Below are 11,297 nucleotides of genomic sequence, written 5' to 3'. Positions count from 1 at the left end.
AACCAAATTTACGATCCTCGCGTTGGGTCATCGCGGCTTGGCCACGACAAGAACAATCAAAGGAACCGGGGGACGTGCTATCATCCATCTTGCGCCGTTTGCGCCAGATCTCTCGCCGCATCTATGTGCGCGTTATCCTGATTGCAGTCCTTAGCCTTTTGGCGGTCGGGCTTGCGCCGGTATTGGCACCGTTTATCCCCGAAGACTTCGCCCAGAACATCGGCGCCGATGCGCTTGGGCCCATCCTGACCATTCTGGCCTCATCAATGTTGGGGGTGACCACCTTTTCGCTGACGATCATGGTCACCGGCTTCACCAAGGCAACCAGCCAATGGACGCCGCGCAGTCAGAATATCTTGCGCGAAGATACGGTCACCCATTCGGTTTTGGCCAATTTTCTAGGGGCTTACCTCTATTCTCTGATGGCGATTATCCTTCGGGCCACCGATGTGTTTGACCATCGCGATGTTGTTGTTTTGTTTGGTGTTACACTGATCGTCGTGGCCTTGGTGGTGGTGTCGTTCATTCGTTGGATCGTTCACCTTGAAGGCATCGGTAGCCTGCACCGCACCGCCTCGGCGCTTGAGGAGCAAGCGGCCACTGCCATCGCAGGGGAAGGGGCCGCGCCCTGCCTTGGGTGCCGCCCTTTGACCGATCCATTGGCCCAGATCCCCGATCATACTGTGCCGGTCCGGGCCGAGGTGGGCGGCTATCTGTTGCAGATCTTTGAAGACCGCTTGCAAGGGGTCGCAACGCTTCATGACGGACGTATCTTTGTCATCGTCCCGGTTGGTCAGTTTGTCTATCCGGGCGATGTGCTGGCCTATGTGGACGGGATCGGCAGGCAGGAGGACGATGCCTTTGCCAAGCTCCGCGCCGCAATGCCCATTGGCGATATGCGCAGTTTTGAACAAGATCCCGCCTTTGCGCTGACAACCCTGTCGGAAATCGCCTTGCGGGCCTTGTCGCCCGGAATCAATGACCCCGGAACGGCCGTGGATATCGCCAACCGTTTGGGCCGCTGTTTGGCGCTATTGGATGCGCCCACGAAGGCGAGCGCGCCGCGATTGGACCGTGTCTGGCTGCCCGGTGTCACGGCTGATGCACTGGTCAAAGCGGCGTTTGATCCTATGTCACGGTGCGCAGGGGGCGCGGCCGAAGTGCATAGCGGGATTTTGTACAATCTGGACAAGTTGACCGATGCGCGGAATCCCGATCTTGCCCTTGCGGCTGCTACTTGTGCCGAGCGTTGCCGCAAACGCGCGGCGCATCTGGTCGCGGATATCGATCAGGGGTTGTTGGTCTAAGGAACCGATTGCAAAAGGAAATATCTTCGTGAAAATAGTGGCCTACATCTAACGTATAGTGCCTTTCCCCGCGCGTTTTTTGAAGCGGAACAACATTGATCTCACATACTCAGGGCTATCCATGGAAGCACCGCTGCATCATCGCGAAGCCGAACGTCTAGAGACGTTGCAACGCAAGAACATTCTCGATCCGGGCCGCCAGCCCGAGTACGATGAAATTGTGCGTCTGGTGGCCGATATCTGTGACGCCCCGGTGGCGCTGATTAGTTTTGTCGAACGGGACCGCCAGTGGTTCAAGGCGGAAGTCGGGCTTGGCGTCGATCAGACGCCGCGCGATCAATCAATCTGTGCGCATGTTGTCTATGTCGATGAATATGTTGAAATTTCGGACACGCTGAACGATCCGCGAACACTGGATAACCCGCTGTGCGTGTCTGATCCGAACCTGCGGTTTTATGCGGGTATGCCGTTGCGGTCCTCCGATGGGTTGCCGCTTGGCACGCTCTGCGTTTTGGACCATGAACCGCGAACCTTGAACAACCTTCAGCGCGATACCCTGCGGGTGATGTCGCGCCAGATCATGCGGTTGCTGCAACTGGATCTCGCCCTGAAGGCCGAAGAAATCCTGCGCGGTGAAATCGACCATCGCGTCAAGAACTCGCTGCAAACCGTGCTGTCGGTGTTGCGCCTGTACAAAAGCCGCATCCGCGATGCGCAGGCGCAAGAGGCGTTTCAGGCTGTGCGCCGCCGGATTGAGGCGATCGCTGCCCTGCATGAAGCGCTGTACAAAGCTTCGCGCGGGCATTCGGTGCGGCTGGATCAGTATCTAGCGCAGATCGTCGGATCATTGCAGGCCACCGCGCCGGCCAATGTTTCGGTCAATCTTGACTGCCCGAATGTCTTGGCCCCGTCAAATGAGGCGACGGCCATGGCGATCATCATCAGCGAATTCACCGCCAATTCGATGAAACACGCCTTTCCATCGTACCGCCGGGGCAATGTTGATCTGACAATTTCCGTCGATCAGACCGGCGCCTTTCACCTGCGCTGCGCCGATGACGGAGTTGGCACGGACCTGCGGTCTGTTCCCGCGCCCGGCGAGGCGGAAAGCCTTGGGCTGAAGCTAATGGAGGCGGCGGCGATGCAAATCGGTGCATCGCTGACCAGATCTTCGGACGATTTAGGGTTTCAACTGGAGCTGACCACAGCCCCGATCCGCAATCAGGACTGAACCAAGGGCCGTATGCGCAGGCGCGTGATGCGGTTGCCTTGGCGTTCGATCACCTCAAACCGGAAACCGTGGAAGCTAAAGACCTGACCTTGTGTCGGGATCATCTGCGCTTCGTGGATCACCAGACCGGCAATGGTGTTGGCCTCATCGTCCGGCAGGCTCCAATCCGTGGCGCGGTTCAGGTCGCGGATCGTCATGGCACCGTCGATCATATAGTGACCGTCGTCGCCGTGGCGGATGACATGGTCGGCGTCGGGGTCGAATTCGTCGGTAATCTCGCCCACGATTTCTTCCAGAATGTCTTCGAGCGTGATCAGCCCCTGCAATGCGCCATATTCATCGACCACCAGCGCAAAGTGGGTGCGGCGGCGCAGGAACTGGTGCATCTGATCGTCAAGCGACGTGGTGTCAGGGATGAAGTAGGGCGGCATCGCCACATCCGACAGCTTGAAATTCTTGAAATCGGCCATACCGCCTTCGGTCTGCGCCTCTTTGTACATGGCGCGCAGCAGGTCTTTGGCGTGGATCACGCCGATGATGTTTTCCGGCTCGTCCCGATAGACGGGCAGGCGGGTGTGGCTGGAGGCAAGACACTGTTCCAGAATGGCCGCCGGTTCATTGTCGCCGTTGATCATCTCAATGCCAGAGCGGTGAAGCATGATTTCTTCGACCGTACGTTCCGCCAGATCAAGCGCCCCAAGGATACGGTCGCGGTCTTCCTTTTCCACGACGCCTTCGGAATGGCCAAGGTTCAGCGCCCCTTCGATTTCTTCACGCAGGGCAAGGATATGGGTGTTGGGGTCGGTCTGAACGCCAAAGATCCGCAGAACCCCGCGCACCAGCAGACGCACGGCGGCCACCATCGGCGAGAACAGCCGGATGACCACGGCAATCGGCGCCGACACGCGCGCGGCGGCCAGTTCCGGGTTGGTGATGGCGTAGGTCTTGGGCAGAACCTCGGCGAAGATCAGAACCAGCAGCGTCATGATCAGTGTGGCCAGCGCGACGCCGCTATCGCCGAACAGATTGGTGAACAGCGCCGTCGCAAGCGAGGTGGACAGGATGTTCACCAAGTTGTTGCCCAGCAACACCGACCCGATCAGCCGTTCGCTGTCTTCGGTTATGTGCAGCGCCCGTTCCGCGCCTCGGTTGCCTTTGTCGGCCTGCACGCGCAGCTTGCCGCGCGAAGCCGCTGTCAGTGCCGTTTCGGAGCCCGAGAAGAACCCCGACAGCACAAGCAGCGTCAGGATCGCCGCAGAGGTGATCCAGAAGGCAGAATCCAGGGTGATTGTCGGTTCCATAGGGCATTACTCCGGTGTCTTGGCGGTGTTATGGGCATGCCAAGCCCGCCAATCAATAGAAGGCGGCGATTTCGCGGTGAATATAGTTGGGATGACCTATGGTCACGTCTTCCCTAGGGGGTGATGGTCCAGAACCAAGGACCGCAGGCGTTCTTCCAGCACATGGGTGTAGATTTCCGTGGTTGCCACATCGGCATGGCCAAGAAATGTCTGGATGGCGCGCAGGTCCGCGCCGTTTTCCAGCAGGTGGGTCGCGAAAGCGTGGCGCAGGGTGTGCGGCGACACACGGCCCGGATCGACCCCGCCGCGCAGGGCGATGTCTTTGATCAGGATGTAAAACGCATGCCGCGTCAGATGCCCGGCCTTGCCGCGCGACGGGAACAGAAAGGCCGAGGCTGCGCGCCCTTCGATCCGCGCTATGTCTTCGGCCTCTTGCCGGTGGGCGACCCAGACGGCCAGCGCATCGCGGGCGGGCGGGGACAGCGGCACCATGCGTTCCTTGCCGCCCTTGCCAAGGATCAGCAACATGCGCGGGTCGCCCTTGGCCGAGGATAGCGGCAGGGTCACCAGTTCGGACACGCGCATACCGGTGGCGTATAGCAGCTGCATCAGGCAGACATTGCGCAGCCGGTCATCATGGGTGCGGCCATGGTCCGGCGCGGCCTCAAGAAGGCGGTCGACCTCCTCCAAGGACAGGGTTTTCGGCAGGCGCTTATCCCGTCCGGGCCCCGAGATCTGAATGGCGGGGTTGTCGTCGCGCAGGCCCTCTTCGAAGGCAAAGCGGAACACCTGTTTGATCGCCGAAAGACGCCGGGCGCGGGTGGATTTTGACAGGCCCTGCGCGTCGCAGTCGATCAGATAGGCCTCAATATCGGCGCGGGTCGTCTGGGAGATTGTCTTGCCCCTGCCTGCCAGCCAGCCGGTGAAATTCGTCAGATCACGGGCATAGGCCAGTTGCGTGTTCTGCGCCGCGCCGCGTTCGGCGGCATGGGCGTCCAGAAAGGCCGAGATCCAACCACCGTCCATTATCGGCGTCCTTCTTGAATAACCAGCAGGTGCAGGCTGGCGCGGCGTGCGACCTGTTCCAACCCGACATAGCGGAAGGTGGCTATGGCATCGGTCAGCGACTGCCAATTGCCCTGTGCCCCTGATCCGAATTGCGCCATGGCCCGCAAGATCACTTCGCCCAAGAGCCCCTGACGCAGCGCGTCTTTGGCGGTATTGGGTGGGGTGTCGGCAGAGAACCCGGCCAGCACAGCCGCCTCTGCCGGGGTGGCATTTGATGGCAGTTCTGCGCGGCCTTGCGCCAAGGCGGCCAACATGGATTGGCGCGGCAATCCTGTGGTCGGCATGGTTTGCGCCAGCTCATAATTGGATGACAACAAAACGGATTTCAGCGCCAAACGCGCGGCAGGGCCGCTCAGGGGCAACTTGGCCAGACGGTCGCCAAAGATTTCCCCAAACGGGTGCAGCAGGGTTTCGGCGGCCATCATCGGCCAGGCCTTTAGCAGCGCCTCGGCCACCTGATCCGGTGTGCCATCCGTTAGGGCTGTGTCCAAGGCCTGCACGGCTTTGACCCGGTCCCACACCCCGCCAGAAGCCGCCGCCCGCCGCGCGGTGTAGATCCCGACCAGCATATTGGGTTGCAGCACGCCGACGCGGGCCAGACGTTCCGCGCTTTCGATCTGGGCCTTCCAGCCTGCATCGCCGCCCAGATCAATCGCCGCAAAGGCGCGGGGCAGGGACGCGGTGGGCAGCGGATCGCCGATTGCCTCATACAGGCGGAATTCCAGTGGGGTGGTCATGTTGGACGGGGCCAAGGCAAACCCCGTATCGGCGATTTCGGCGTCCAGAAACCGGGATAGCAGGTCTTCGTCCCGCGGGTTGATGTCGCCAATGGCGACCGCCCCTTGCAGGATGGTCACCGCCGTCATCCAGTCTCCGCTTTGAGCGGCGCAATAGATGCGGGCCTTGGGATCGGGCATCAGATGCGGGGCTTCGTCCAAACTGGCGCAGGCGGCCTCGGCATCGCCGGCCAGCAAGGACAGGTCGAACCACAGCGGGAACAGGGTAGGGCGTTCCGGGCCAGCGCGGTCGATCAAGGCGCGGGCCGGATCAAGCGCGCCAAGTTCGATCAGTTTGCGCACCCGCGCGGCGACATATAGCCCGGCATCGCCTGCATCTTCGGGTGGTTCTGCCTCGGCCAAAAGCAGGGTGATCAACAGGCGCATCAGGTCGGGGTGCCCATCCAGATCCAGCGCAGCGACCTGCGCGGCCAGCGATGCGGCGCGGCTGGATCGCCACAGGGTCGGCGGCAGGCCGGTGATATTGGACGGCAAAAGCCCGACCGACGCGACCGAGCTATCCTCAAGCGCGCTGACCGCAACCTCGGGCGTTTGGACCGAATGCGACACGGGCGGTTCTTCGGGGGTGGTCAGGACAGGGTCAGCACGCCCCAACCAGTCGATAGCTGACAACGGGTCTTGCGCCTGCGCGGGGCAGGCGAGCGCCGCCAGAAGCGGCAAGGCTGATGTCAGCCTAGTTCGCATCCAGAACAACCGGCTGGCTGATTTCCTTGCTGGGTGGGGTGAAATCGGCCCCGAAGAACGGACCAATATAAGCAAAGGCGACAAGGCCAATGGCCGCCAAAACCACCAGATACAACAGCCATTTGATAATGCGGCCCATGCGCGCGCTTCCTCCGCCTCGATGCTCTTCTTTTTTTCAAGTTATAGCTGGCCTTTTTCATAAGATCACGTCATTCAGGCACCCGATTTGAAAAAAGGCGGCAACTGGCCGAAGGCTTATGGGGATGAAGGCGAAAGTCAGCAAAACGATTGTTATGGTCGGGATGATGGGCGCTGGGAAAACCGCCGTCGGTAAGGCGCTTGCTGCGGCCCTGGGCATTCCATTCATCGATTCGGATCAAGAAATCGAAAAAGCCGCAAACATGACTATCGCCGAAATTTTCGCCCGCGATGGTGAGCCGTTCTTTCGCAAGAAGGAAAGCCAGGTGATTGACCGGCTTTTGGCGGGACCGCCGTGCATTTTGTCGGCGGGGGGCGGGGCCTATGTGGACCCGGCGAACCGCAAGATGATCTCGGAGCGGGCGGTGGCCGTGTGGCTGAACGCCGATCTAGAGGTGCTGTGGAACCGTGTCCGGCATAAGACGACGCGGCCCTTGCTGAAGGCGGCCAACCCCAAACAAGTGCTGTCGGATCTGCTGGACAAACGCATTCCGACCTATGCGCAGGCGGAAATTGCCGTTCGGGCGGAACCGGCCTATTCGATTGAAGATACGACCGGCGCTGTGATTGAGGCGCTGCGGCAACGTCCTGATGTTGTGGAGTTTTCTGAATGACCGTTACCGTTTCTGTCCCGCTTGAGGGGCGCGCCTATGATGTGCGTATTGGCACTGGGCTGCTGGCTGATGCGGGCCGCGAAATCGCGCCGCTGCTACACCGCAAGAAAGTGGCAATCGTCACCGACGAAACCGTCGGCGCGGCGCATCTGGCCGCTTTGCAGACGGCATTGACCGCTGAAGGCATCGAAAGCACCGCGCTGGCCCTGCCGCCGGGCGAAGCCACCAAGGCCTGGCCGCAGTTCAGCCGCACGGTCGAATGGCTGCTGGAACAAAAGGTCGAACGCCGCGATATCGTGATCGCGCTGGGTGGCGGCGTTGTGGGCGATCTGGTGGGCTTTGCCGCCGCCGTCCTGCGCCGCGGTGTGCGGTTTGTGCAGATCCCGACATCGCTTCTGGCGCAGGTCGATAGCTCGGTCGGAGGCAAGACCGGCATCAACGCACCACAGGGCAAGAACCTGATCGGCGCGTTTCACCAACCGGCCCGCGTGCTGGCCGACATCGGCGTGCTGGACACGCTGACCCCGCGCGATTTTCTGGCAGGCTATGGCGAAGTGGTCAAATACGGGCTGCTGGGCGACGCCAAATTCTTTGACTGGCTTGAGGTGAACGGCCCCGCGCTGGCCACCGGGAGTCGTGATTTGCGCCAATACGCCGTCCAGCGTTCGGTTGAAATGAAGGCCGAGATCGTGCTGCGCGACGAAACCGAACAGGGCGACCGCGCTTTGCTGAACCTTGGGCATACGTTCTGCCATGCGTTTGAGGCGGCGACAGGCTATTCGGATCGTTTGCTGCACGGCGAAGGCGTGGCTATCGGTTGCGCCATGGCGTTTGAACTGTCGTCGCGTCTGGACCTGTGTTCGCAAGAAGACCCAAGCCGCGTGCGGGCGCATCTGAAGGCGATGGGTATGAAGACAGATCTGTCCGACATTCCTGGCGATTTGCCCGATGCCGAGGCGCTGCTGGCCTTGATGCAGCAGGATAAAAAGGTGCTGGACGGCAAGCTTCGGTTCATTCTGGCGCGCGGGGTGGGGCAGTCCTTTGTCACATCTGACGTGCCGCGTGACGCGGTCTTGGGCGTGTTGAACGACGCGCTGGCCCTGCGCTGATCCACAAAACCCGGACAACAAAAAAGCCCCGCAATTTGCGGGGCTTTTCCGACGAGGTTGCTGGCCAGGGTTAATCGGCCAACAGGTTGAAACCGCCTGCAATCGCGTCGATGTCATCATCGCCGCCTTGGAATGCGCCCAGTGCTTTGTTCGCGCCAATCACACCGGCCATATCGGCGCGGATGTTGACTTTATCGGTCTGACGATACCGGACCATGCCTTCCATCACGCCATCGGTGAATGTGCCTTGCGAATACAGCACGTTCTTAGTCTCGGTGGCCGATATTTGGGTGTTTTCCGTCGACCGGCCGGTGAAGGTGCCTGCCGCCAGATCCGCTGTCAGCGTGAACGCGCCGCCGTTTTCCTTGATCACGCCCGTGGCGTCATCAGCGGAGTCGCGGTTCAGGTGCACCAGCTTATAGGAGCCGGTATAGGATGCCGTGCCGGTTTTGGCCACGGCAGGCAGTTTGCCGTTGGCATTGCTTGAATCCACGACCGTACCCGCAACCGCGACGAAAGCGTCATCGGGGTTCTTGCCGATCTGATAGGCGTAGCCGTCGCCTTCGATGTCGATCACGCTGCCCCCCTCGACCGAGCTGAGGCCCGCATAGATTGCGCCGGTGCCGGTCGGTAGGACGAATTTACTTTGGGTTGCATAAACCGGGGTAGTCACTGTGCGCGCGACCGGCGCACTGCCGCCGCCACCACCGCCACATGCTGAAAGTGCGAAACACCCGAAAACGGCCGGGATCGCCAAGACGTGCTTGGAAATGTTCATTGTCACCTGCTCCAATAGACGCGCTAGAATTTGCTCGATTGCGCTTTTTTTGTGTCAAAATGGTCAGGAAAAATGCCGAGACTTCGGCCAAAATAAGGCAATAATGTGGCATTTGCATTTGCAGCATCGCCAAGAACAAAGGCCAGCGCGTGGCTGGCCTTTGAAAACATTAGGTTATTTCGCTTAGAACGGGATTTCGTCGTCCAGATCGCGTGCTGGAGGGCGACCGCCGCCACTGGCACCGCCGCCACCGCTGCTGCCGCCACCGTAGCCGCCGCCTTGGTCGCCATAACCGCCCTGATCGGGATAGCCGCCGCCCTGATCGTAGCCGCCGCCGTAGCTGCCGCCACCACCGCCACCGCCGCCTTGACCGTCACGACCGTCAAGGAAGGTCATCTCACCCGCGTAGGGGCGCAGCACAACCTCAGTGCTATAGCGGTCCTGGCCCGACTGGTCCTGCCATTTGCGGGTTTCCAGCTTGCCCTCGATATAAACCTTCGAGCCTTTGCGCAGATATTGTTCTGCCAAACGGGCGAGGTTTTCGTTGAAGATGGCAACCGTGTGCCATTCGGTGCGTTCCTTGCGTTCGCCGGTGTTGCGGTCTTTCCAGGTTTCGGACGTGGCGATGCGCAGGTTGCACACCTTGCCGCCGTTCTGGAATGTGCGCACCTCTGGGTCGCGCCCCAGATTGCCGATCAGGATGACCTTGTTGACTGAGCCCGCCATGCTTCTCCCCATTGGTTTCGATTCTTCGTCGGCGCGTTCTAGGACCCTACACGAGTGCCTTAAAGTTAAAAATCGTTTGAGACCCCACAGGGTGGCAAATGGGTTAAAAATGCGTATAGTTCGCCCAGTTTGATCCGGGGGCGCGGCATGAACGCAATTAGGCGTGGAACGTTCGGAGTGCTGGCAGGGGCCAGTGTCTTGCTTGGAGACATTGCAGCAGCCGAGACAATTTCGACCATGAACCGGGCGCGGCTGTTTTCGTCGCAGACGCGAATTCTGGATACGCGGGCGTCGCAGCAGTACAAAAATTCGGTCCGGTTGCAGCCGCCCAAGGTCGTCACGCCCACCAAATGGGGCGATGAAGAGGGCGCATCCCCTGCCTATCGCGGGCGCTACAAGGGCGTATATGCCGGTGTCGCGCGCGAAGCCGCCCGCCGCCATGGTGTGCCCGAGGATCTGTTCCTGCGTTTGGTCCAGCAAGAAAGCAACTGGAACCCGACCGCCAAATCGCACAAGGGCGCGATCGGTCTGGCCCAGTTGATGCCCGGCACCGCCAAGGCGCTTGGCGTTGACCCGCATGATCCGGCGGAAAACCTTGATGGCGGTGCGCGCTATCTGATCACGCAATACCGCAAGTTCAAATCATGGCGGCTGGCTTTGGCGGCCTATAATGCCGGGCCTGCGGCGGTCGAAAAACACGGCGGCATTCCGCCTTATACTGAGACGAAAAACTACGTGCGAAAAATTTGGGGTAGCTGAAAAGCCCTGTAATACGCTGTTTTGAAAAGTGAAATAAAATAGATTTCAAAAAATCACCTTATCCGGTGGAACGAAATCCACGCCTTCGGTGTTCTTTCTTCAACGGCGCATGATGCGCCACACCCTTAGAAAGGACATTCGAAATGACCACTCTGAACCTGCGTAAAATCCTGCTTGCAACCGCCATCACCGCCGCCCCCTTTGCGGCCTCGGCCGAGGTTTCTGGCATCTCGTCTTTGACCCTCGATATCCACTCTGACGTGGCCGAAGATTCGGTTGCGCAGATGTACAAACCGATGCTCGAAGAAGACCTGCGTGAAGCCCTGATCGAACGTGCGGGCAGCATGTGGAACGAAGAAGACGGATTTGAACTGCGCGTTGCTGTGACGGAACTGGCCCTTGACCAGAAACCGATCACCATGGACGCCCCTGAGTTTAACCAGCTTGAAGGCGTGGTGTCGTTCTTTGCCGAAGGCGAGGAATCGCCCTTCTACAACACCATTCTGGAATACAACTCGTATGCTCCGGCGGGCACCATCGTGCCGCCTTCGACCGAAGCCTATTACGCCGCAATGATCGAACGTATGGCCGATGACATTATCGCCATCCTGCCGAGCGAAGACTTCGTTGACGCCGCCGAACTGGTGGCCACCACGGTCATCAGCATCGAGGAGCCGTCGGACAACAGCTAACGCTTTTACGGTGTGTAACGATTTCGGGGTCGC

At 60.2% G+C, this 11,297-nt stretch carries 12 protein-coding genes; 6 read left to right on the top strand and 6 right to left on the bottom strand.

Annotated features, from left to right (window positions below):
- Positions 1-74: 74 nt before the first annotated feature.
- Together PRI8871_RS10875 and PRI8871_RS10870 are read left to right on the top strand one after the other, a co-directional pair.
- A complete protein-coding gene (locus tag PRI8871_RS10875; RefSeq protein ID WP_181389442.1) occupies positions 75-1,307 on the top strand; it encodes a DUF2254 domain-containing protein in 1,233 nt (410 codons plus the stop codon).
- A gap of 121 nt (positions 1,308-1,428) precedes the next feature.
- On the top strand, positions 1,429-2,538 hold the full coding sequence (locus tag PRI8871_RS10870; RefSeq protein WP_108886255.1) for a histidine kinase dimerization/phosphoacceptor domain -containing protein: 1,110 nt from the start codon (positions 1,429-1,431) through the stop codon (positions 2,536-2,538).
- On the opposite strand, the gene PRI8871_RS10865 is transcribed toward PRI8871_RS10870, so the two are convergent.
- The 4 genes from PRI8871_RS10865 to PRI8871_RS19600 all read right to left on the bottom strand — a co-directional run bounded on the left by PRI8871_RS10865 (position 2,529) and on the right by PRI8871_RS19600 (position 6,527).
- Positions 2,529-3,839, bottom strand: coding sequence for an HlyC/CorC family transporter (locus PRI8871_RS10865; RefSeq protein ID WP_108886254.1), 1,311 nt, complete (start codon positions 3,837-3,839; stop codon positions 2,529-2,531). The two genes, PRI8871_RS10870 and PRI8871_RS10865, sit on opposite strands and share 10 nt — an antisense overlap.
- A gap of 102 nt (positions 3,840-3,941) precedes the next feature.
- Complete coding sequence (locus PRI8871_RS10860; RefSeq protein WP_108886253.1) at positions 3,942-4,865, bottom strand: site-specific tyrosine recombinase XerD; 924 nt, start codon at positions 4,863-4,865, stop codon at positions 3,942-3,944.
- Positions 4,865-6,388 carry a hypothetical protein gene (locus PRI8871_RS10855; RefSeq protein WP_181389441.1) on the bottom strand — a complete coding sequence of 508 codons (1,524 nt, stop codon included), beginning with the start codon at positions 6,386-6,388 and terminating at the stop codon, positions 4,865-4,867. The genes PRI8871_RS10860 and PRI8871_RS10855 overlap by 1 nt, the downstream gene beginning before the upstream one ends.
- Positions 6,378-6,527 (bottom strand): hypothetical protein, encoded by a 150-nt coding sequence (locus tag PRI8871_RS19600; RefSeq protein ID WP_181389440.1) that lies wholly within the window; start codon positions 6,525-6,527, stop codon positions 6,378-6,380. Before PRI8871_RS19600 ends, PRI8871_RS10855 begins: the two co-directional genes overlap by 11 nt.
- 124 nt (positions 6,528-6,651) lie before the next feature.
- Here PRI8871_RS19600 and PRI8871_RS10850 point away from each other — a divergent pair, with 124 nt between their 5' ends.
- Together PRI8871_RS10850 and aroB are read left to right on the top strand one after the other, a co-directional pair.
- Positions 6,652-7,200 carry a shikimate kinase gene (locus PRI8871_RS10850; RefSeq protein ID WP_108886251.1) on the top strand — a complete coding sequence of 183 codons (549 nt, stop codon included), beginning with the start codon at positions 6,652-6,654 and terminating at the stop codon, positions 7,198-7,200.
- The gene (gene aroB / locus PRI8871_RS10845; protein ID WP_108886250.1) at positions 7,197-8,309 is read left to right on the top strand and encodes a 3-dehydroquinate synthase; all 1,113 of its coding nucleotides are present in this window, start codon (positions 7,197-7,199) and stop codon (positions 8,307-8,309) included. Before PRI8871_RS10850 ends, aroB begins: the two co-directional genes overlap by 4 nt.
- A 70-nt stretch (positions 8,310-8,379) precedes the next feature.
- On the opposite strand, the gene PRI8871_RS10840 is transcribed toward aroB, so the two are convergent.
- Positions 8,380-9,087 (bottom strand): hypothetical protein, encoded by a 708-nt coding sequence (locus PRI8871_RS10840; RefSeq protein WP_108886249.1) that lies wholly within the window; start codon positions 9,085-9,087, stop codon positions 8,380-8,382.
- 183 nt (positions 9,088-9,270) lie between these two features.
- Positions 9,271-9,813, bottom strand: a complete 543-nt coding sequence (gene ssb, locus PRI8871_RS10835; RefSeq protein ID WP_108886248.1) for a single-stranded DNA-binding protein — start codon at positions 9,811-9,813, stop codon at positions 9,271-9,273.
- 147 nt (positions 9,814-9,960) lie between these two features.
- On the opposite strand from ssb, the gene PRI8871_RS10830 reads away from it, so the two are divergent.
- Together PRI8871_RS10830 and PRI8871_RS10825 are read left to right on the top strand one after the other, a co-directional pair.
- Entirely contained in the window at positions 9,961-10,572 is a 612-nt protein-coding gene (locus PRI8871_RS10830) for a lytic transglycosylase domain-containing protein (protein ID WP_108886247.1), read from the top strand.
- 143 nt (positions 10,573-10,715) lie between these two features.
- Entirely contained in the window at positions 10,716-11,264 is a 549-nt protein-coding gene (locus PRI8871_RS10825; RefSeq protein ID WP_108886246.1) for a hypothetical protein, read from the top strand.
- Positions 11,265-11,297: the final 33 nt, after the last annotated feature.

This window comes from Pseudoprimorskyibacter insulae, assembly GCF_900302505.1.
GTDB lineage: Bacteria > Pseudomonadota > Alphaproteobacteria > Rhodobacterales > Rhodobacteraceae > Pseudoprimorskyibacter > Pseudoprimorskyibacter insulae.
This window is presented reverse-complemented; position numbering and strand designations above follow the sequence as displayed.